This window comes from Bradyrhizobium sp. NAS96.2, from assembly GCF_001908235.1.
GTDB lineage: Bacteria > Pseudomonadota > Alphaproteobacteria > Rhizobiales > Xanthobacteraceae > Bradyrhizobium.
In genome coordinates, this window is sequence record NZ_LGHK01000261.1 from 1 (window position 1) to 20,829 (window position 20,829).

At 66.2% G+C, this 20,829-nt stretch carries 17 protein-coding genes and 3 pseudogenes; 3 read left to right on the top strand and 17 right to left on the bottom strand.

What is annotated here, in order from left to right:
• From AC628_RS38240 to AC628_RS38305, 14 genes and pseudogenes are all read right to left on the bottom strand, one after another.
• On the bottom strand, positions 1-1,421 hold a 1,421-nt coding region (locus tag AC628_RS38240; RefSeq protein ID WP_074131812.1), incomplete at its 3' end, for a xanthine dehydrogenase family protein molybdopterin-binding subunit.
• 12 nt (positions 1,422-1,433) lie between these two features.
• Positions 1,434-1,913 carry a (2Fe-2S)-binding protein gene (locus AC628_RS38245; protein ID WP_018273433.1) on the bottom strand — a complete coding sequence of 160 codons (480 nt, stop codon included), beginning with the start codon at positions 1,911-1,913 and terminating at the stop codon, positions 1,434-1,436.
• A 5-nt stretch (positions 1,914-1,918) separates the two neighbouring features.
• Positions 1,919-2,737 (bottom strand): FAD binding domain-containing protein, encoded by an 819-nt coding sequence (locus AC628_RS38250; protein ID WP_074131813.1) that lies wholly within the window; start codon positions 2,735-2,737, stop codon positions 1,919-1,921.
• Between the two features lie 14 nt (positions 2,738-2,751).
• Complete coding sequence (locus tag AC628_RS38255; protein ID WP_074131814.1) at positions 2,752-3,195, bottom strand: SRPBCC family protein; 444 nt, start codon at positions 3,193-3,195, stop codon at positions 2,752-2,754.
• Between the two features lie 114 nt (positions 3,196-3,309).
• Positions 3,310-3,747, bottom strand: coding sequence for an SRPBCC family protein (locus AC628_RS38260; RefSeq protein WP_028338488.1), 438 nt, complete (start codon positions 3,745-3,747; stop codon positions 3,310-3,312).
• Positions 3,748-3,756: 9 nt separating this feature from the next.
• Entirely contained in the window at positions 3,757-6,651 is a 2,895-nt protein-coding gene (locus AC628_RS38265) for a flotillin family protein (RefSeq protein ID WP_074131815.1), read from the bottom strand.
• Between the two features lie 26 nt (positions 6,652-6,677).
• Complete coding sequence (locus tag AC628_RS38270; RefSeq protein ID WP_074131816.1) at positions 6,678-7,511, bottom strand: phosphoenolpyruvate hydrolase family protein; 834 nt, start codon at positions 7,509-7,511, stop codon at positions 6,678-6,680.
• Between the two features lie 3 nt (positions 7,512-7,514).
• Positions 7,515-9,725, bottom strand: a complete 2,211-nt coding sequence (locus AC628_RS38275) for an ABC transporter permease (RefSeq protein ID WP_074131817.1) — start codon at positions 9,723-9,725, stop codon at positions 7,515-7,517.
• A pseudogene (locus AC628_RS38280) lies at positions 9,718-10,499 on the bottom strand (ABC transporter ATP-binding protein). Before AC628_RS38280 ends, AC628_RS38275 begins: the two are co-directional and overlap by 8 nt.
• Positions 10,492-11,577 (bottom strand): branched-chain amino acid ABC transporter permease, encoded by a 1,086-nt coding sequence (locus tag AC628_RS38285; protein WP_074131818.1) that lies wholly within the window; start codon positions 11,575-11,577, stop codon positions 10,492-10,494. The pseudogene AC628_RS38280 and the gene AC628_RS38285 overlap by 8 nt, the downstream one beginning before the upstream one ends.
• Before the next feature lies 1 nt (position 11,578).
• Positions 11,579-12,589: a branched-chain amino acid ABC transporter permease gene (locus AC628_RS38290; protein ID WP_074131819.1), complete on the bottom strand. Its 1,011-nt coding sequence runs from the start codon at positions 12,587-12,589 to the stop codon at positions 11,579-11,581.
• 122 nt (positions 12,590-12,711) lie between these two features.
• Positions 12,712-13,530, bottom strand: a complete 819-nt coding sequence (locus tag AC628_RS38295; protein ID WP_050425096.1) for an AraC family transcriptional regulator — start codon at positions 13,528-13,530, stop codon at positions 12,712-12,714.
• Positions 13,531-13,666: 136 nt separating this feature from the next.
• A complete protein-coding gene (locus AC628_RS38300; protein ID WP_074131820.1) occupies positions 13,667-14,917 on the bottom strand; it encodes an ABC transporter substrate-binding protein in 1,251 nt (416 codons plus the stop codon).
• A gap of 387 nt (positions 14,918-15,304) precedes the next feature.
• Positions 15,305-15,667 (bottom strand): annotated as a pseudogene (locus tag AC628_RS38305) (SDR family oxidoreductase); the annotation flags it as partial.
• Positions 15,668-15,670: 3 nt separating this feature from the next.
• On the opposite strand from AC628_RS38305, the pseudogene AC628_RS45680 reads away from it, so the two are divergent.
• Positions 15,671-15,793 (top strand): annotated as a pseudogene (locus AC628_RS45680) (LysR family transcriptional regulator); the annotation flags it as partial.
• 37 nt (positions 15,794-15,830) lie between these two features.
• Here the strand turns inward: AC628_RS45680 and AC628_RS43520 are convergent.
• Entirely contained in the window at positions 15,831-16,211 is a 381-nt protein-coding gene (locus AC628_RS43520) for a hypothetical protein (protein ID WP_143202033.1), read from the bottom strand.
• A 14-nt stretch (positions 16,212-16,225) separates the two neighbouring features.
• On the bottom strand, positions 16,226-17,431 hold the full coding sequence (gene tuf / locus AC628_RS38310) for an elongation factor Tu (protein ID WP_074131821.1): 1,206 nt from the start codon (positions 17,429-17,431) through the stop codon (positions 16,226-16,228).
• 361 nt (positions 17,432-17,792) lie between these two features.
• Here tuf and AC628_RS38315 point away from each other — a divergent pair, with 361 nt between their 5' ends.
• Together AC628_RS38315 and AC628_RS38320 are read left to right on the top strand one after the other, a co-directional pair.
• Positions 17,793-18,413 (top strand): hypothetical protein, encoded by a 621-nt coding sequence (locus AC628_RS38315; RefSeq protein WP_074131822.1) that lies wholly within the window; start codon positions 17,793-17,795, stop codon positions 18,411-18,413.
• Between the two features lie 91 nt (positions 18,414-18,504).
• Entirely contained in the window at positions 18,505-19,278 is a 774-nt protein-coding gene (locus AC628_RS38320) for an SDR family NAD(P)-dependent oxidoreductase (protein WP_074131823.1), read from the top strand.
• Between the two features lie 192 nt (positions 19,279-19,470).
• On the opposite strand, the gene AC628_RS38325 is transcribed toward AC628_RS38320, so the two are convergent.
• The coding region (locus AC628_RS38325) for a TonB-dependent receptor domain-containing protein (RefSeq protein ID WP_143202034.1) at positions 19,471-20,829 on the bottom strand (1,359 nt) is incomplete at its 5' end.

Genomic DNA, 20,829 nt, shown 5'->3' on the forward strand with positions numbered 1-20,829 from the left:
GTCGGCGCATGCGTCTCGCGCGGCGTCGGCGTCACGGCGGCCCGCGCGCCGCCGCCGTCCTTGCGCGACGACATTCGCTTGAAGTCCTCGCGGAGCGGCCATTTGGCCTTCTCGGCGGCGACCTGCACGCATTCGATCAGCGCAGTGTTCTTGGCCTCGCGGCGGTGCGCCTTCATGTCGCCGTCGCGATACGCGTTGAGGATCCGGAACTCCATCGGGTCCATGCCGACCAGATGGGCGAGCTTGTCCATCTGGCATTCGATCGCAAAGTCCATCGCCGTGACCCCGAAGCCGCGCATCGCGGTCGCGGGCGTGCGGTTGGTGAAGACGCAGTAGACGTCGCCATGGACGTTCGGGATGGTGTAGGGGCCGGGCAGATGCGCCGCGCATTTCACCGCCGCATAGCTCGACAGCCGCGTGTAGGCGCCGCTGTCGAAATAGGCGCGTACCTTGCGGGCGACGACGCGGCCGTCGCGCATCACGCCGTCCTTGATGTAGATGCGCTCGGCGCCGCGCGGCGGGCCGTACTGCATCTCCTCCTCGCGGCCGAACACGTAGCGCACCGGCCGTCCGGTCAGCATCGCGCCGAGGATGCAGAGCGGCTCGGTCAGCGTATCGACCTTGCCGCCGAAGCCGCCGCCGACCGTGCCGCCGATGAAGTGGAAGGTGTTGGAGGGCACGTCGAGGATCTTGGCGCAGGTGTCGACCGAGAAGAATAGCGCCTGCGTCGAGGTATAGACGATGTAGCGGCCGTTGGTGTCGGGTGCCGCGATCGAGCCGTTGGTCTCGGTCGGCGCGTGCTCGATCGGCGACATCTGGTAGCGCTGCTCCAGCACATGGTCGGCCGTGGCGAGCGCGCGGTCGGCATCGCCAAAGCGCAGCTGCTGGCGATCATAGGTCTCGTGATAGGTGAAGGTGTTCTTGGGATAGACCTCGTTGACCACGGGCGCGCCCGGCTTCAGCGCGTCCTCGACGTCGAACACGGCCGGCAGCACCTCATAGTCGATCTTGACCTTGGCGATGGCCTCATAAGCCTCGCGCGGGCTGTCGGCGACGATGGCAACGATCGGCTCGCCCTTGTAGCGCACCTTGTCGACCGCGAGCGACGGCTCGTCGTCCTTGCCGAAATTGATCAGAGAGAGCAGCGTGTTCAAATTGCGCGGCACGTCGGAGGCGCGGATCACCCGCCGCACGCCCTGCGACCGCTCGGCCTCCGAAGTGTCGATCCGGCGCAGCCGTGCGTGCGAATGGGCGCTGCGGACCACCTTCAGATGCAGCATGCCCTGCAGCTTGTGATCGTCGAAATAGGGCGAAGTGCCGGTGACATGGCCGAGCATGTCCTGACGCTGCGTGCCCTTGCCGATTTCCTTGAGGTTGTCGTCGCGCTCGTCGGCGAAGAGGTCCTTGCGCAATTCCAGCATGGCACTGTTCCCTTACGCGCGGGCACGGCCGCCGGACGCGGCAGCCAGCACGGCGTTGATGATCGGCTCATAGCCGGTGCAGCGGCAGATATTGCCGGAGATCGCCTCGACCACTTCGGCGCGGCTCGGCTGCGGATTGCGGTCGAGCAGCGCCTTCGCGGCCATCAGCATGCCCGGCGTGCAATAGCCGCATTGGGCGGCGAAATTGTCGGCGAAGGCGCGCTGCAGCGGGTGCAAATTGGGTCCGTCCTTGATGCCGTCGAGCGTCTCGACCGAACGGCCGGCGACGGTTTCGGCCAGCGTCAGGCAGGAGAGATGCAGCTCGCCATCGATCAGCACACTGCAGGTGCCGCAGCCGCCCTGGCCGCAGCCGAATTTCGGCGTCATGTCGCCGATCAATTCGCGCAGCGCGACCAGAAGATTGGTGCCGCCGTCGACGAAGATCGCGACGTCACGGCCGTTATGCTGGAATTGAAGTGCAGTCTTGGCCATCGCGATTATTCCTGACCGGACAACAGGCGGCGGAGATGCACGCCGACGATCTCGCGGCGATACCAGGCACTGGCGAGCGCATTGTCGCCGGGCGAGGTCCCCTCGACCGCTGCCGCGGCGGCTGCGCTGATCGTGGACGTATCGAGCGCGCGGCCTTCCAGCGCGCGCTCGGCGGCGCGGGCACGGATCGGCGTCGGCGCCATCGAGCCGAGGGCTACGCGGGCGCCGACGATGCGGCTGCCGTTGACCGGCAGATGTGCCGCGAGCGTGATCACGGCGCCGCCTTTGGGCTTGATCCGCGCGATCTTGCGATAGCGGAAGGCTTCAGTGCTGCCGGGCCTGGCAAAGGAGATCGCCAGCACCAGCACGCCGGTCTGGCGGTCACGCGATTGCAGGAACTCATCGATCGGGATCTCGCGGCCGCCGAGGCCACCTTGCACCGATACCATCGCGTCCAGTGCGAGCATCGCGACGGTGAAGTCGCCATACGGCACCGGCGCGAACAGATTGCCGCCGACGGTGCCCATGTTGCGCACCGCCGGGCCGCCGATCGAGCGGGCAGGGCCGTGCAGGACGGCGAGATCGCGCTCGGCCAGGATGCGCGCAAAGGTGACACCGGCGCCGAGCGTGATCCGTGAGCCGGACGCGTCGATCCGCGTCATCGCGTAGTCGCTGGCGCGCACGACAGTCGAGATCGAAATGTCGCCCTCGTTCAGCGCCCGCATCACCAGCGTGCCGCCGCCGAGATAACGGGCGCTGCGATCCGACGACAGCGCCGCCGCGGCGTCATGGGTGCTGGTGAAGGTCTTCACCGTGACTGGCATGATGTCCTTCCCGCTTACGCGGCCTCCTTCAGATGCCGGCGGATGGCGTCGAAGCCGGCCTGGTAGATGTCTTCCGCAACCATCTGCGTGATGCGGTCCCGGTCCTCAGTCCGCGTCGTGAAGCGCGATTCCCAGTGCCAGAAGGTGCGGTCGCCGTCGGTGACCGGCAGCAGGCGGACATGCGCCACGTAGTTGAACATCGGGATCGGGGTATCGAGCAGGCAGTAGCTGAACGATTGTTCGAGGTCGGACAGCGCCAGCAGCTGCTCGCGCAGCTCGGCGCCGTCCTTCAGCTTGAAGCGCCTGACGCAGCCGATCTTGTCGGACGGCTGCGCGCGCTCGATGCCACTGCTTGCGACCGCCGGGTGCCAGCGGTCATGGCCGTTGAAATCGCGCAGCACGGCCCACACCGCATCGGTCGGTGCATCCAGGATCGTGCTTTTGACGATATGCGGCACGGTTACTCCCTCAAGGATCTGATTCGAGTGAGCGGCCTGGGCGAATTCACCTCGCCCCGCTTGCGGGGAGAGGGGGCGCAGTGTGCCTTGATCGGAGCACCAGCGATCACCTCTTTACCCTCCGAATGCCCGCTTCAGCGCGTCGAACCCGCCCTGGAACACGCCGCCGCCGATGTTGTTGACGAGCTCGGTCTCGCGCTCCGGCGCGCAGTCGAACTCGGCGGTCCATTCCAGGAAGGTCTGGTCGCCGTCGGTGACCGGTGTGAGCCGCAAGGTCGCGACGTAGTTCTCGACGCCCATCGGCGATTCCAGGATCGAGTAGGTGCAGAACATGTCGTAGTCGGACAGCCCGAGCAGCTTCTCGCGGATGCGATCGCCGTTGCGCAGCCGGAAATCCCTGACGCAGCCGATCTTGTCTGAGGGCTCGCCACCCTCGATCCGGCTTTCCGCGATCGCGGGATGCCAGTTCGGCAGCCCGTTGAAGTCGCGGACGCGGGCCCAGACCCGGTCGTTGCGGGCGTTGACGACGGTGGAGACGTAAACCCGTGCCATGGCGTGCGCTCAGTCCTTCTTGCGCGGCGTGCGCTCGGGGCGCGCCGGTTCGCTGCCGCCCTCGGGCGCCGCCGGCTTGGCCTCGCCGCCGCTCTTGCGTGCGGAATCCTTGATACCCTGCATGTCGCGCGCCTCGCGGATCAGGCCGGGCATCTTGGCGAGGCTGCCGCCTTCGACGCCGATATCGGAGAGGATCGAGTCGATCAGCGGCGCCTGCACGCGGTAGCGCAGTGCCGAGTCAATCACCTCGTCGGTGGCGCTGCGACCCGAACCGCCGCCATTGCCGTTGCCGTTGAGGCCGTCGACCTGCAGGATGCGGATGCCTTCGATCTTCTCCATCGGCTTGACGCTCTCGCGCACGATGCCCTCGATCCGGTCGAGCAGCTTGCGGCGGAACAGCGAGTAACGCGCCTGGTCGGTCAGCACGTTCTCGGCCTCGTTGAGCAGGCGCTGCGCTTCGGCCTCGACCGAGGCGCGGACGCGTTCGGCTTCAGCGGCGATCCGTGTCTCCTCGGCCTGCTTCTCGGCGAGCAGCACCTCGACCGTCTTGCGCCGTTTCGCGATCTCGCTTTCGCGGGCGGTGACGACGCGCTCGGCTGCCTCGGTCGCACGAATTCGCGCATCCTCGGCCGCGGCGCGCGCCGCGGATTCCTCCAGCGACTTCTGATGCAGCGCGATGGCTTTCTCCATCAGCGCGGTCTCGACGTCCTTCTCGCGGTTGACCTCGAGCTTGCGCAGCTCGCGCTCGCGGCCGATCCGGGCTTCGTCAAGGCCGCGGTCCGAGGCAATTCTCGCGCGCTCGACCTCCTCGCGGGCGACGATCTCGGCCTCCTGCAGCGACTGGTTGCGGGCGACCTCGAGCTGCTCGATCGCCCGGCGCCGTTCGATCCGTGCCGCCTCCAGCGCCTGCTCGCGCGAGACGTCTGTCGTGTCGATGTCCTTGCGGGCCACGATCTCGGCCTGCCGGACCTGCCGGTCGGCATCGATCCGCTCGGAGCGCTTGGCGGCGAGCGCGATCACGCGCTCTTCGTCGGCGAGTTCGATCGCCCTCTTCTGGTCGATGTTGAGCACTTCGCGGGTCCTGGAGGAGGCGATCCGCTCGCTTTCCAGCGCCAGCTCGACATCGATGCGCTGCCGCTCGACGGCGTCGCGGCGCTTCAGCTCGGCGGCCTCGATCGCCCCGGTGCGCTCGATCTCGAGCCCGCGGGTCTCCCGCTCGGCGCGGATGCGCTGCGCGGCGACCGACTTCTCCTGCGAAATCCGCGCCGCCTCGATCGCCTCGCGCGAGGCGATATCGGCTTCCTCGATGGCGCGGGTGCGGGCAATCTCGAGCGCACGGACGTGCTCTTCCTGGGCAATCCGCGAGGCCTCGGTGGCTTCGCGCGCGCTGATGCCGGCGATCTCGACGGCCTGGTTGCGCTCGATCTCGAGCTTGCGCGTGGTGTGGTCGGCGGCGATGCGCTCGGCGGCCAGCGTCTTCTCCCGCGCGATCCGGGCGGCCTCGACCGCCTTCTGCGCCTCGATCTCGGCTTCCTGGATGGTGCGGACCTGCTGGATCTCCAGCGCACGGGTGCGCTCGTCGGAGGAGATGCGCTCGACATTGACTGTCATGGTCTGGGCGATACGCGCCTTTTCGGTGGCCTCGCGGGCAGCGATCTCGGCCTCGTCGACCGCGCGGGTGCGCTCGATCTCGCGGCGGCGGGTCTCTTCCTCATTGGCGATGCGGGCATCGGTGACGACCCGGTCTTGCTGGATGCGGGCCTTCTCGATCGCCTCGCGGGCGGCGATCTCGGCCTCCTCGACCGTGCGCATCCGCTCGATCTCGCGCTGGCGGACCTCGCGCTCGGAGGCGATGCGGGTGGTGTCGACCGAGCGCTGGTTGGCGATCCGGACCCTCTCGATCTCCTCGCGGGCCAGCAGCTCCTTCTCCTCGACCGCACGGGTCCGCTCGATCTCCTTGTGGCGGGTCTCGCGCTCCGAGGCGATACGGGCTTCGGTGATCGCCTGCTCATTGGCGATGCGCGCCTTCTCGATGGCTTCGCGCGCGGTGATCTGGGCCTGCTCGGCCTCGGTCTCGCGCAGCGCGCGCTCGCGGGCGACCTCGGTGCGCTGCAGGGCGCGGCGCATCTCGATGTCGCGTTCCTGCTCGAGGCGCGCGGTCTCGCTCTCGCGCTCAATCTCCAATGCCTGGCGTTCGGCCTCCAAATTGCGGGAGCGGATCTTGATCATCGAGTCCTGCTCGATGTCGTTGCGCAGCTTGCGCTTGGCCTCGATGTCCTCCATCAGCCGGGTCAGGCCCTCGGCATCGAACCGGTTCGACGGGTTGAAATATTCGAGGTCGGTCTGGTCGAGATCGGTGATCGCGACCGACTCGAGCTCGAGGCCGTTCTGCGCCAGTGCTTCGGCTGCATTGGCCTTGACGCGCGCGACATAATCGCCGCGCTGCTCGTGCATCTGCTCCATCGTCATCTCGGACGCAACCGAGCGGATCGCGGAGATGAATTTGCCGGAGAGCAGGGTGTGCAGCTGCTCGGGCTCCATGGTGCGGCGGCCGAGCGTTGCCGCGGCGATCGAGACGGCTTCGCGGGTCGGCTGGACCCGGACATAGAAATCGGCCTCGATGTCGACGCGCATGCGGTCGCGGGTGATCACGGCATCCTGCCGGGAGCGCACGATGCCCATCGGCAGCACGTTCATGTTGACCGGCGTGGTGTCGTGGATGAACGGCAGCACGAAGGCGCCGCCATTGATCACCACACGCTCGCCCATGAAACCGGTGCGGACGAAGGAGACCTCCTTCGACGAGCGGTGATACAGCCAGTTCACGACATAGACGATGATGACGATCGCGACGATCGCGACGATGAGCCAGAGGATCAATTCACCGACCAGCATCCCCGACATCTCTTCCTCCCTTGGTCACGGCGGCTCTACCGCGCGCCGATCGCCTTGAATTTGCGAACCTGTTCCGTCAGTGCCCGCTCGACCGGCAGGCGCTCCATCGAGGAAGCGCCGTAGAAGCCGTGGCAGTTGCGGGTCTGCTTCATGATGAAATCGGCGTCCGCCGGGTCCGCGATCGGACCGCCATGCGCGAGCACGATGATGTTCGAATTGACGCTGAGTGCGGCTTCGGCCCAGGCCTCGATGCGGGCAGGGCAGTCTTCGAGCTTCGGCGCGGTCTGCGCGCCGATCGTGCCGCCGGTGGTCAGGCCCATATGGCAGACGATGATGTCGGCACCGGCGATCGCCATCGCGGTCGCTTCCTGCTCGCTGAATACATAGGGCGTGGTCAGCATGTTCTTGTCATGCGCCTTCGCGATCATGTCGATCTCGAGGGCGTAGGACATCCCGGTTTCCTCGAGGTTGGCGCGGAAGACGCCGTCGATCAGGCCGACGGTCGGGAAGTTCTGCACCCCCGCGAAACCGAGCGCCTTGAGCTGGTCGAGGAACACGTCCATGTCGCGGAACGGATCGGTGCCGTTGACGCCGGCGAGCACCGGCGTGTTGTTCACGACCGGCAATACTTCACTGGCCATCTCGACGACGATGGCGTTGGCGTCCCCATAGGGCATCAGTCCGGCGAGCGAGCCGCGGCCGGCCATCCGGTAGCGGCCGGAATTGTAGATCACGATCAGGTCGACGCCGCCGGCCTCCTCGCATTTCGCCGATAGGCCAGTGCCGGCGCCGCCGCCGACGATCGGCTCGCCGCGGTCGATCATGGCGTGAAACTTCTTCAGCAGCGCCGTGCGTTCAAACCTGGGCATGGGTCACCTCGCCACTCTCCGCCGGCCACCGGCGCGTCCGAGCAACGGGCGGAACGCGCTGACGATGGCGGCGATGAACTCGGGATCGTTGATGTTGCGCTTGACGCGAATGATCTGGCGGTTGCCGGTCTGGCGCACGGTGCGCTCGAGCGCGCGGAACAGCGCCGCGTCGGCATCCGGGTCCCAGAACGGCTGGCCGGGCGCATCAAGCGCGGAGACGCCGCCTTCGGCCAGGAAGAAGCGCACCGGCCCGTCCATCTGATTGAGGCGTTCGCCGATCCAGCGGCCCATTCGCTCGTTCTCTTCCGGCGTGGTCCGCATCAAGGTGACCTGCGGATTGTGGACGTGGAATTTGCGCTGCCGGTAGCGCTCCGGGATGGTGTCGGGCGCACCGAAGTTGACCATATCAAGCGCGCCGACCGAGCCGACATAGGGCACGCGGCTGCGGATGATGGCGCCGAAGCGATCCTCGGTCGCCGGGAACACGCCGCCCATCAGGAGGTCGCAGACCTCTGTGGTCGTGAGATCGATAACGCCCGCGAGCTGGCCGGACTCGACCAGCTTCTCCATCGAGCGGCCGCCGACGCCGGTGGCGTGGAAGACCAGACACTCGAAATCCTCGCGCAGGTCGGCCGCGATCTTCTGCACGGCCGGCGTGGTGACACCGAACATCGTGATGCCGATGGCCGGAAGATGCGCGCCTACATCGCGCTGCTTGGCGGCCTGTTCATCGAGCCGGGCCTTGACCATGCCGACCAGGGCATGGGCGCCGTTGCCGAGCACGGTGCGCGAGATCGAGTTGAGCCCCTGCACGTCAGTCACCGAATACATCATGGTGATGTCGGCGGGCCCGACATAGGGACCGACGTCGCCTGATGCGACCGAGGAGATGATGAGCTTGGGCACGCCGACCGGAAGCGCGCGCATGCCGGGCGCGACCAGCGACGCGCCGCCGGAGCCGCCGGCGGAAATGATGCCGGCGACATTGCCCTGGCGGCGTAGCCATCGCTCGAACGCCTCCGCCATCGCCGTCACCGAGGCACCGCGATCGGTGCCGAACACGCTGGAGCCGCCGCGGCCGTGGTTCAGCGCGATCTCCTGCGCGGTGACGTCGCAGCTCGCCGCCTTGCCACTGGTCGAGACGTCGACCAGCCGGGTGCGCAGGCCACTGCCCGCGATGATATCGCGGATGAAGCGCAGCTCCGCGCCCTTGGTGTCGAGCGTGCCGACGACCAGCACGACCGGTGGTCCCGAAGTCTTCGACGTCGCTGGTTCGCGCCGCGTGCGGGCCGTCTCTTCGAGACGTGTGACGGCGGCGGATTGCGTGCGCGCGGCGGCCTCGATGCGGGCGATCGGCACCGGCTGCGACCAGCGCGTCGGCAGCACCGGATTGGAGACGTAGACGCGTGTTGGACCCTTGCGCTCCGGCTGCGGCTCGCCGGCAGCTTCAGCTTTCGCCGGCGCCGCCTCGGCGTCGGTCTCATCCGAGCCGTGGGTGCCGACGCCGAGCAGCCGCTGCTGCAGCTCGCGGTCGGTCGCGAGACGGGCGGAGTCGATGATGCGATTGATGCGGCCATTGACCATGATGGCGACGTTTCGCGACACCGCCGTCGCGACGCCGATGTTCTGCTCGATGACCAGCACGGACATGTCGCCTTCGTCACCAAGGCGCAGCAGCATGTCTTCGACCTGGGCGACGATCACAGGCGCGAGGCCCTCGGTCGGCTCGTCCATGATCAGGAGATGCGGGTTGGTCAGCAGCGCGCGAGAGATCGCGAGCATCTGCTGCTCGCCGCCGGAGAGCTGGTTGCCGCCATTGTTCTTGCGCTCGGCGAGGCGCGGGAAGGTGTCGTAGATGCGCTCGATGGTCCAGGCGCCGCGGCGCAGGCCGCCGGCGAGGGCGAGATGCTCGTCGACAGTGAGCGATCGCCACAGCCGCCGGCCCTGCGGCACATAGCCGACACCGAGCCGGGCGATCCGCGCCGGATTGAGCCGCGTGACCTCCTCGCCGCGAATCCGGATCGAGCCGCCGCTGGCGCGGACCAGCCCCATGATGGCCTTGCACAGCGTGGTCTTGCCCATGCCGTTGCGGCCGACCACCGAGAACACGCCACTATCGAGCGTGAGATCGACACCCTGCAACGCATGCGAATGGCCGTAATAAACGTCGAGGCCCTTCACCTCGAGCGCGGGCGCGGCGCGGCGGTCATTCATGGCCGCCTCCGAGGTAGAGCTCCTGCACTTCGGGATCGGATTCGATCTCGCGCGGCAGGCCCTCCTTGAAGATGCGACCATTGTGCATCATCGTCACGCTCTCGACGACGCGCAGGGCGACATCCATGTCGTGCTCGATGATGATGTAGCCCATATGCGCCGGCAGCGAGGTCAGGATCTCGATCAGCTCGCGCCGCTCGGTCGGCGACAGCCCCGCCGCAGGCTCGTCGAACAGGATGAAGCGCGGCGCGCCGGCCAGCGCCAGTGCGATCTCGAGCTGGCGCTGCTGGCCATGCGCCAGCTCGGCGACGCGCTGGTCCTTCACACCGGCGAGGTGCACCGCCTGCACCAGCGTCTCGGTCGCGTGCATCAGCGCATCGTTCTGGCCCGGACGCAGGAACGAGAACCGCCCGCGCGAGACGCCGCGGCAGGCGAGATAGACGTTGTCCTGCACGGTGAGGCCGGGGAACAGCGCCGAGATCTGGTAGGTGCGGCGCAACCCTCGGCGGATGCGCTCATAGGGCGGGAACTGGGTGATGTCCTCGCCGAAGAAGCGGATCGTGCCGGAGGAGGGCGGGAAGTCGCCGGTGATGCAGTTGAACAGCGTGGTCTTGCCAGCGCCGTTCGAGCCGAGCACCGCGCGGCGCTCGCCCGGTCGCACCGTGATGGTGACGTCGGTCAGCGCCGCCAGAGCGCCGAACAGCCGCGTCACGCCGCGCAGCTCCAGGCTGCGCCGGCACCGACCACGGACAGCCGCTGCGCGACGCTATCCATGGCGGCCTCCGCCCGAACGTTGCGTCGAGGATGCGCTGCGGCGCCGCCAGCGTTCCCAAAGGCCGATCACGCCGTCGGATGACCAGAACACGATGGCGAGGAAGCCGAGCCCGATCAGCAGCCGGAAGCGGTTGCCGTCGAGCCCGAGCTTGATCAGCACGTCGAGCGCGAAGGTGCGCAGCAGGACGAAGATCAGCGCGCCGATGAACGGGCCGATCGGCCTTGTGATGCCGCCGACCACGGCGATGATCAGGACGTCGATGCAGGCGCCGACGCTGACCGAGCCGGGCGAGATCTGCCGGTAGTTCCAGACCTGGAGCACGCCGCCGAGCGCCGCGATGAAGGCGGCGAAGGCGTAGGCCGCGATGCGGTGGGCATTGGGATTGAAGCCGAGTGCGGCCATGCGGCGGGGGTTGTCGCGGACGCCTTGCAGCGCGAGGCCGAACGGCGCGCGCGAGACATATTGGACCGCGAAGTAGCAGATCGCGGCGACGCCGAGCGTCACGTAGTAGAACGCGATGTCGCTGCGCCAGTCGACGCCCCAGAAATGCGGTGTCGCAACGGTGTTGATGCCGGTGTGGCCGTTGAAGATCGCCCAGTTCTGGTTGGTGAAGTAGTAGAACGCCGCGCCGATCGCGAGCGTGATCATGATGGTGTAGATGCCCTCGGTGCGCACCGCGAGCGCGCCACCGAGCGTGCCGAACAGCGTCGCCAGCGCCAGCGCCATCGGCGTTGCGAGCCACCACGGCCAGCCGAGGCTGATATTGGCGTTGCCGCTCATGCCGAACACCGCGACCATGTAGCCGGCGAAGCCCGCGATGGTGAGCTGCATCAGGCTGACCATGCCGCCATAGCCGGCCAGGAACATCAGGCTGAGTGCAATGACGCCGAGGATCAGCGTGGTGGCGAAGATTTCGATCAGGAAGAAGCCGTTGGCGATCAGCGGCATGATCACGAGGATCAGCGCGACCAACCAGGCCGCCGGGTTCTGGAGTTCCGGCCAGGCGCGGAGCAGGGCGCGGCGGGTCGCGTTGGCGGATGGGTCGGGGCGGAACTGGGTGCTCTGCAGCAACGACATCTCATCGCCTCGCGAGCAGGCCCTGCGGCCGCAGCGCCAGCACCAGCACCATGATCAGGAAAGTGACGACGATGGCGTAGGTCGGGATGTAGACCGAGCCGAGCTGCTCGGCGAGGCCGATGATGACGGCGCCGAGCGCAGCTCCCGGGATCGAGCCCATGCCGCCGACGATTACGACGACCAGCGAGGCGAGCAGGAAGCGCGTGTCCTCGCCCGGCGACAGCGACTGGAAGGTGCCGCCGACCACACCGGCGATGCCCGCAAGCCCCGCGCCGAGCGCGAACACCAGCACGAACACCAGCTGGATCCGCACCCCGGTCGCGGCCAGGATGTCGCGATCGTCGACGCCGGCGCGCACGATCATGCCGATCCGCGTCCGATTCAGCGCCAGCCACATCGCGATCCCGATCACGACGGAGGCGGCGAAGATCACGAGCCGCACCAGCGGATATTGCAGATAGACCGGCTCGCCGGATGATTTGATCGCGGTCAGCAGCGGCAGCTGCACCGGGCCGATCAGCCAGCTCGGGGTCTGGACCTGGTAGAAGTCGCCGCCGAACACCCACAGCATCAGATCGGCGAACACGATCGAGAGCCCGATCGTCACCATGGTCTGGCGGAGGTCCTGTCCCTCCATGCGGCGGAACACGGCGAGCTGCAGGATCACGCCGACCAGCGCCACCGCGACGAAGGCGACGATGAAGCTGAGGATCCACGATCCGGTCCAGGTGCTGATGGCATAGCCGATATAGCCGCCGAACAGATAGAGCGAGCCGTGCGCGAGGTTGACGTTGCGCATCAACCCGAAGATCAGTGTGAAGCCGCTCGCCACCAGGAAATACAGCCCGCCGAGCGTGATGCCGTTGAGCACGGCGTTGAGGAACACGCGCTTGCGGCCGATCGCGGCCTCCAGCCCCGGCGGCCAGATCGCGAACACCAGCCACGCCAGCACCGCGACCGCGATGATCACGATCAGCGCCCAGGCCGGATGGCGTTCGATGAACCTGGCCATGTCAGTCGCGTTCCCTCAGTCGGTCGCGACCGTCTGCCGGGCCGCGTGTTCTTGCATCCTACCGAGGGCGAAAGCGTCGGATTTGATCGAGAGTATCTTTTATCGTCCGGTGCGGAACTCGCTCACGGCCGCAACACTTTGGCGGCGCGGCGATAGTCGGTCGGGGCCATGCCGACATTCGCGGCGAAGAAGCGGGTGAAGCCGCTCTGCGAGGAGAAGCCGAGGTCGAAGCCGATATCGGCGATCGGCGCTTCGGTCGCGACCAGCGCATCCAGCGCCTGCTCCATGATCAGCGTGTTCATGTAGAGGTGAGGGGTGACGCCGGTTTGCGTCCGGAACAGCCGGTAAAAATGCGGCCGCGACAGCCCCGCTTCGCGCGCGATCGCATCGAGCTCGATCTCGGCGCCGGGGCTTTCCGACATCAGCTTGATCGATTTGCGGACGCGGAAATCGGTCACCGCGGCAGCGGCAGGCGCGCCCTCGGCCGCCTGCCAGCTCTCCTCGTAGCAGGAGTCGATCAGTTGCCTGAGCTCGCAATCGAGGCTGCGCAGCGACGGCGCGCCGCACACCAGTGCTGCGGTGCGGCGGATCAGCCGGTCGAGCGCCTCGGTGCGGGGAAAGAAGGTGCGGCCGAACCGCAGGCCCTGCGCGCTGGCGGGCTGCGGGGCGAACCACTCGGCGTTGACATAGAGCACGAAGAAGATCGCGCCGTGGTCCATGTCGGTCGGCAGGAAGTTGTGCGGTTCCCACGGGTTGACCGCAACCACGGTGTCGTCCTTGAGCAGCCAGCGCTGCTCGGCGACATCGATCTGCGCCGGCGTGCCGCCGACATGAAAGATCAGGTGCCCTTCGCGGTGCGCATGCACGTTGAAGGGGCGGTTCAACTGGTAGACCGTCGCGCGACCGAACCGGCCGTGGAAGACGGCAAGCGCCCTGCTCATGCCTCCCCTCCCGCGGGATGTTCTTGTCTTTTCGACAAGCGTTCATCATCCGCCCGCGGAAAGCAAGGGCGAGCAGGGCTCTTGATGCAACCGGGCGCCATGCCGCGGCCGCTCTGCCTGCACTGCAACAAATACGTCAGTACTTCTTGCACTCCGGGATCGTGCGGCTCGGCAGCCCGATCTTGGCGAACACGGCCGGATCGTAGCCCAGCGTCTGGTTGACGTTCGGGATCACCTTCACGACCTTGGAGAACAGTGCGCCCTTGCCGTCATCGACCACCTCGGTGACGAAATTGGTGCCGATCGCCTGCCGGTTGGCGTCGAGCTTGATCTTGCCGTTCGGGGCATCGATCTCGATCTTCGCCAGCGCATCCTTCAGCTTGGCCTGGTTGTTGGAGAGATCGCCATTGACCTGCCGCAGCGCCAGGATCAGCGCCATGGTCGAGCCATAATAGTTGGTGGCGAGCAGCGACGGGCTCGGGAAGCGTTTGCTCTCCGGGAACGAGTCCTGATAGGCCTTCACGAACTTCTGCCAGCCCGGATCCTCCCAGGTGTCGGCCTGGCCGCTCGCGGCGATGGTGCCGATCAGCGCGTTCTTGGCGCTGCCCTTCGACGACAGGATGGTCTGGTCGATCATGATGGAGCCGCCCATCAGATGCGCCTTGCCGCCGGCCTGCTGGTACTGGTTGAGGAAGTTGACGGCGTCGGCGCCGCCGAGGCCGAGATAGATCGCATCGACATCGTCGGGCAGCGCGGCGATGACAGAGGCGAAGTCCTTGGTGCCGAGCGGCACCCATTGCCGGTTGGTGACCTGGCCGCCGGCGCCGCAGAATTCCAGCACCAGGCCAAACACCTGGGTGTAGATGAAGGAGTAATCCTCGCCGACGGTCGCGATCTTGCGATAGCCCTTGGTCTCATAGGCGTATTTGCCGAGGCCGACCTGCCACTGCGCGCCGTCCATGTTGTAGCGGAAGAAGTTCGGCGCCGGATCGACATAGGTCGTCTCCTGCGCGCCGGAGGCGGCGTTGACGAAGGTCAACTCCGGATGGGTCTTGGCGAAATTCTTCACCGCAATGCCTTCGTCGCCGGACAGCGGCGACAGCAGGATCTGCACCTTGTCCTGCTCGATCAGCTTGCGCACCGCGCGCACCGCGGAGTCCGGCGTCGCGTCGGTCGAGGCGACGATGAATTCGAGCTCCTTGTCGCCGATCTTCTTGCCGAGCACGTTGAGCGCCGTCTGATGGCCGCGCATGCCGTCCTCGCCGAGCACCGTATAGGTGCCCTCGAGCGTTGCGGTGACGCCGACCTTGATTTTCTCCTGGGCGAATGCCGTGCCCGAAAGCAACAGGCTGCTCAACGCAATCAGTCCCAAACTGCTTTTCAACATCGCTCTCCTCCCTCTGTGTTGTCGCCGGCGTCCATGTGGCGAGAAGGCTGATGGGCGTCCGGTTGTTGCCGGCAAAGCTAGCCGAAGGGAGGCGCGACCGGATGTCGTCGCGGCGGGGGGCTTAACGGGCAGTCTCATTTTGATTGTTGCGCCGCAACGCGGTTGGCGACGCAATGTCGCGGAGTTTGTTCGGTCTTGTTCGGTGTCATCACCCGCGAAGGCGGGTGATCCAGTATTCCAGAGGCAGTCGTTATTGAGCCGAGAGGCCGCGGCGTACTGGATCGCCCGGTCGAGCCGGGCGATGACAGCAGCGGCGTCGACACACTTCGCGCTCGCGCAACTCAGATGTAAGGGGCGGACGCTCGCGCCCGCCCCAATCCACCACCGCTACTTCGTCGTGTAGCCGCCGTTGACGAGGATGGTCTGGCCGGTCATCCACCAGCCCTCCGACACCAGCAGGCGAATCCAGGGCACGATATCCTTGATGTCGGTGAGGCCGGTTTTCGAGAAGCCGGACAGCGCCGCTGCCGATTTGTGATAGGCGACTGCGTCGGCGCCTTCGGCCGGATAGAAGAACGGCGTGTCCATCGGGCCCGGGCCGATCGCGGTGACCGAGATGCCGCGTGCGCCGAACTCCTTCGATGCTGCGCGGGTGAAATGCTCGACCGGCGCCTTCGTGCCCGCATAGGCGGCATAGAACGGCGTGTAGGCGCCGAGCAGCGATGTCACCAGCGTGCAGATCTTGCCGTTGACCGCGCGACGCCGATGCCGATGACCTTGCTCTATCCGCACCGCCAGCATCTGTCGCGGCGGCTGCAGGTATTTGCCGATTGGCTGACGGCTCTGTTGAAAGAGAAGCTGCTTGTCGCAGGCTAGCGCTTCTGCGCGATGCCGGCCTGGAGGCCGCGGCGCGTCATCGCCTGCTGTTGGTGGCGCGGCTCGCGGCCGTCCTTGTCGCGCGCTTCACCTCGACCTTGGGTTGGAAAAACAGGCCGGGCAGCACCGAGACCAGTCCGAAGGTCATTCCGAGGAATGCAAGGAACGTATCGAGATAATTGATCTCCATTTCAGTTGTCTCCATTCGGCTTGCACCGGGCTTACCCGGTGCAACGCGTTCGATGAACCAGATATGGTCAGGCACATTGCTCGGTACAATAGAAACATTGATCTCGGAGCAATACTTTAAGTGCTCCGCGTCCAGGCGGCGATCCGGCCCTGCGTCGGCAGCGCATGCCGCGCCGTCGCGCAGGCCTGAGCCGTGAAGTTGCCATGAAGATGGGGGCCCGGTTTTCACCAGGCCCCCATCCGTCACTCAACGATGTCCGTCACGACACCCGCACCGACGGTGCGGTTGCCTTCACGGATCGCAAAGCGCGCCCGCGCCTCGAGCGCGATCGGCTTGTTGAGTTCGATCGTGAACTCGGCGCTGTCGCCCGGCATCACCATCTCGGCGCCATTGCCGAGCTGGACGGTGCCGGTGACGTCGGCAGTCCGGAAGTAGAACTGCGGACGATAATTGGCGAAGAACGGCGTATGCCGCCCGCCTTCGTCCTTGGTCAGCACGTACACTTCCGCGCGGAAGGTCTTGTGCGGCGACGCACCACCCGGATGCGACAGCACCTGACCCCGCTGCACGACAGCCTTGTCGATCCCGCGCAGCAGACAGCCGACATTGTCGCCAGCCTGCCCCTGATCGAGGATCTTCCGATAGCTCTCGATGCTGGTCACGACCGACTTGCGGGTCTCGCCGAGGCCGACGATCTCGACCTCGTCGCCGATCCTGACCACGCCGCGCTCGACCAGCCCGGTCACGACCGTGCCGCGTCCGGCGATCGACTGCACGCCCTCGATCGGCATCAGGAACGGACGATCGTTCGGCCGCTCGGGCAGCTCGATATAGCTGTCGAGTGCCTCAAACAGTTTGAGGATCGCCTGATCCGCCAGCGGACCGTGCTCGCCGCGAAGCGCCTGCATCGCAGCACCGCGCACGACCGGCGCGCTGTCGCCGTCGTACTGGTACTTCGTCAACAGATCGCGCACCTCGATCTCGACGAGATCGACGAGCTCCGGATCGTCGGCGACATCGCACTTGTTCAGGAACACCACGATGCGCGGCACGCCGATCTGGCGCGCGAGCAGGATGTGCTCCCGGGTTTGCGGCATCGGCCCGTCGACCGCGGAGACGACCAGGATCGCGCCGTCCATCTGCGCCGCGCCGGTGATCATGTTCTTCACATAATCGGCGTGGCCCGGGCAGTCGACGTGCGAGTAATGGCGCGCCGCCGTCGAGAACTCGACGTGGCTCGTCGCAATCGTCAGGATCTTCGAACCGTCACGCGTACCCTGCGCTGCCGACGCTCTGGCAACGTCCTGATAGGAGACGAATGCGCCCCAGCCGTGATCGGCTGAAATCTTCGTCATCGCTGCCGTCAGCGTCGTCTTGCCATGATCCACGTGGCCGATCGTGCCAACATTGCAGTTGGGCTTGAGGCGGATGAACTTCTCTTTGGCCATGGGACACCTGTGGTGTTCGAGCTCCCGTGCTGGTTTGCACGACTCGAGGCACCGCGAGAGCTCGTTCGGCGCCCGGAGCCGCTTCCGCTCCGGGCTGCCTCACATGTCAGGTGTGACGTTGGGTCAGGTCCAAAACGGAATAGCGGCGGACGAGGGCATTAGCCCTCCCGTCATCAGCACTGCTGCTCGCTGTGACTGCCGCATGTTGGAAACCTGGGTCGCTCGCTCTACAAAAAGGAGGGGTGTACATAAGGGGTGACCGCGCTGATGGCAAGAGGCGCGGCGGTCGCGCCGAAGCGCCGCGCTGGCATTGCCGGCCTCCGGAGCGTATAGTTCGGTGGTACAGGTGACGGTCTCCCGAATGTCGATTTTCGCAAGCAAAACCGGTCTCGCAATCGCATTGTCGCTGCTCTGCCTGAGTGGCCAGCAGGCCCATGCCCAGGCTGGCCCTGTGCGCTACTGGACCCCGGGCTCGCTGTTCGGTTTCGGCGGCAGCCTGGCCGATGGCCAGAAGGCGGACACGTACGGCAATTTTCCGAGCTTTGATGCCGCCGCTGCGCAGGGCGGCGACTTCTCGTATCTGAACGGCCGGCCGGACGGCTGGTTCGTCGGCGGCGAAGGCGGCCGCGTCGGCTGGAGCGGGCTCGGCCAATCGGCGGCATTCGGTGGGCTCGAATATCAGGGCGCGCAGGTCGGCTACAATTTCAAGGGCGTCGGCAATACGCCCGTGACGTTCTTCGCCGGCTTCGACTCGTTGAAATACAATCCCCCCGGCGCGGGCGGACCCTTGGCGCCGTTCAGCGGCAATCAAGGCGTCAACGCCGGCTATTCGGCGCGTGCTGGTGTCGAGTTCCGCCCGAGCTCGAATGTCAGCCTGTCGTTCGGGGCGAGCTTCACCCAGCAAGGGGCGGAGCGCATGGACAGCGACATTCATTCGCAGCTGCTGCCCGGCCAGTCCCCGGTTCTGTTCGGCGGCCGCTAGCGCTTCAGCGCAAGACTGCGGCGCCGCGGTCCTGATTCAACCAACCAGCACCAAGAAGGCCCGAGCTTACGGGCACAGTCAGGATCGAAACATGGACATGCAGGGCAAGATCGCACTCGTCACCGCCGCGGCATCGGGCGCCGGCCGCGCCGGCGCGCTCATCCTCGCGCGCGAGGGCGCGGCGGTTGCGGTGGTCGACCAGAACGAGGCCGGCGCGAAGGCGGTGGTCGACGAGATCAAGAAGGGCGGCGGACGCGCGCTGGCGCTGACCGGCGATCTGCGCGACGACAAGTTCTCGCGCGACATCGTCGTCGCAACCGTGAAGGAATTCGGTACGCTCGACTGCATGTGGAATCACCTCGGAATCCCTGGTCCCTCCGTGATCGACGATCTCGAAGGCTGGGATCTCAGCGTCGATCTCAATCTGCGCTCGCAGCTGATCACCACCAATGCGGCACTCGCCCAGATGACGGCGCGGCGCAAGGGCAGCATCCTGTTCACCGCATCGACCTCGGGCCTGGTCGGCTCGCCCTGGAGCCCGACCTATTCGGCGGCCAAGGCCGGCGTCATCGGTCTGGCGCGTGCGCTCGCCAAGCGCCACGCCAAGGACGGCGTGCGGGTCAATGCGATCTGTCCCGGTGCGATCGACACGCCGATGCTGCGGGTGTTCGTCAACCGGCCCGACCAGCCCGGTCACAACGAGGCCGATCCGGAAGAACTGATCAAGGCGGCGGTCACCCGCAACCCGATGGGCCGCGCCGCACGCCCCGAGGAGATCGCGGAGGTCGCGGTTTTCCTGCTGTCGGACAAGGCCTCGTTCGTCACCGGCATCGCGATGCCGGTCGACGGCGGGACGGTGGCGTAGACGGCCCTGCATTAATCAGAGGTGGGGACGATGTGGGACGCTCCATCCACGTCATTGCGAGCCAACGGGCTGCGCGAATGCGCGCCCGATGTCAGGCTCCGCGAAGCAATCCATCGTGCCGCAAATGAGAGATGGATTGCTTCGTCGCTTCGCTCCTCGCAATGACGGCGTCGAAAGTGTCGCGGGTCTGGCCTAAAACTTCGCCCTGATGCCGGCATACGCTGCGAGCGGCATGCCGGGTACGAAGGCGCGGGGATCGCTCAGCTGCGCCATCAGGTTGGGGGCGCCTCCGGCGCTGACAAAGCCGCCGGTCTGATAGAACGCGCCGCTCAGATAGTAATGCTGGTTGAACACATTGTTGATCAGGCCGAACACCTCGATGTTCTTCGTGATCTGATATGACGTGTGCAGATTGACGACCGAGTAGGCCGGCACCTTCGGGCTCTGGTTGGTGTCGTCATGGATCAGCCACTGGCTGCCCACGACGTTGAGGTCGGCGCCGACCTTCCACGCATCCGTGACGTTGTAGTCGACGCCGGCCTTGAAGCGGTGCGCGGGAATGCCAGGGATGTGGTCGCCCGGAGTGACGTTGACAAATTGCACGCCGGCGTCGCTTACGAGCGCGTTCGGATTGTTCGGCGAGGACAGCGTGATCGCGCTTTGATAGGTCGCGTTGACATAGGTGTAGTTGGCATAGGCGTTCCAGCGATCGAAGCGGTAGTCGAGCTTGGCCTCGATGCCCTGGCGCAAGGTCTGCCCGGCGTTCTGGAAGTATCCGAAATTGTTGACGCCGAGCGGGCTTGCCACGTGGATGATGTCGTCGTCCGACAGGGTGCGGAACGCGCCCACGCCCCAGCTCAACACGCCCGTCCTGGCATCGCGGCCCCAGCCGCCGCGCAGGCCCGCCTCGACGGTGTGCGACACCACCTGCTTGAGCGGCGGGTCGGCGACCAGGAAGGTGTCGATCATGCAGGGATGGTTGGGATCGGAGCAGCCGAGCTCCAGCGGCGTCGGCGTACGGTTGGCTTCCGAATAGCCGGCATAGGCGGTGAGGTTCGGGGTGATCTTGTAGGTGCCCCCGATCACCGGATTGAAGCGCTGGAAGCGGTTGCTGCTGTTGAGCAGGTCGTTGGTCCCGGTCTGGTCCTGCAGATCGATCTGGGCGTAATTGAAGCGCCCGCCCGCCGTCACCGAGAACTTGTTGGTCACGTCGAATGTGTCGGTGAGGTAGATGCCGGTGTAGGTGTTGGTGGCGCGCAAATCGACCGGGCTGAGACCTGCATCAGGCTGGTTGATGAAGACGCCGGTGCCTGTCACGAACAGATTATTCGGATCAATCGTTCCGAGCTCGCTGGTTGCGGTGAACTTCGTATTGCCGTGATCGACGCTGACACCCATCACGACGTGGTTGTCGTGCCCGAACAGCTTGTCCGAGTTGGTCAACTGCGCCGTACCGCCGTAGCTGTTGGTCGCGGCCCGGTTGCTGCGATCGATCTCGCCAAGGAAGGCGTTGCCGAGCGTGTTCGGAGTGGCTGGGCCGTCCGCCGGACC

Excerpts from the sequence above, each read along its gene's own strand:
- AC628_RS38245 (WP_018273433.1), bottom strand. The coding sequence starts at position 1,913 with ATGGCCAAGACTGCACTTCAATTCCAGCATAACGGCCGTGACGTCGCG.
- AC628_RS38250 (WP_074131813.1), bottom strand. The coding sequence starts at position 2,737 with ATGCCAGTCACGGTGAAGACCTTCACCAGCACCCATGACGCCGCGGCG.
- AC628_RS38260 (WP_028338488.1), bottom strand. The coding sequence starts at position 3,747 with ATGGCACGGGTTTACGTCTCCACCGTCGTCAACGCCCGCAACGACCGG.
- AC628_RS38265 (WP_074131815.1), bottom strand. The coding sequence starts at position 6,651 with ATGTCGGGGATGCTGGTCGGTGAATTGATCCTCTGGCTCATCGTCGCG.
- AC628_RS38270 (WP_074131816.1), bottom strand. The coding sequence starts at position 7,511 with ATGCCCAGGTTTGAACGCACGGCGCTGCTGAAGAAGTTTCACGCCATG.
- AC628_RS38275 (WP_074131817.1), bottom strand. The coding sequence starts at position 9,725 with ATGAATGACCGCCGCGCCGCGCCCGCGCTCGAGGTGAAGGGCCTCGAC.
- AC628_RS38285 (WP_074131818.1), bottom strand. The coding sequence starts at position 11,577 with ATGTCGTTGCTGCAGAGCACCCAGTTCCGCCCCGACCCATCCGCCAAC.
- AC628_RS38290 (WP_074131819.1), bottom strand. The coding sequence starts at position 12,589 with ATGGCCAGGTTCATCGAACGCCATCCGGCCTGGGCGCTGATCGTGATC.
- AC628_RS38295 (WP_050425096.1), bottom strand. The coding sequence starts at position 13,530 with ATGAGCAGGGCGCTTGCCGTCTTCCACGGCCGGTTCGGTCGCGCGACG.
- AC628_RS38300 (WP_074131820.1), bottom strand. The coding sequence starts at position 14,917 with ATGTTGAAAAGCAGTTTGGGACTGATTGCGTTGAGCAGCCTGTTGCTT.
- tuf (WP_074131821.1), bottom strand. The coding sequence starts at position 17,431 with ATGGCCAAAGAGAAGTTCATCCGCCTCAAGCCCAACTGCAATGTTGGC.
- AC628_RS38315 (WP_074131822.1), top strand. The coding sequence starts at position 17,793 with ATGTCGATTTTCGCAAGCAAAACCGGTCTCGCAATCGCATTGTCGCTG.
- AC628_RS38320 (WP_074131823.1), top strand. The coding sequence starts at position 18,505 with ATGGACATGCAGGGCAAGATCGCACTCGTCACCGCCGCGGCATCGGGC.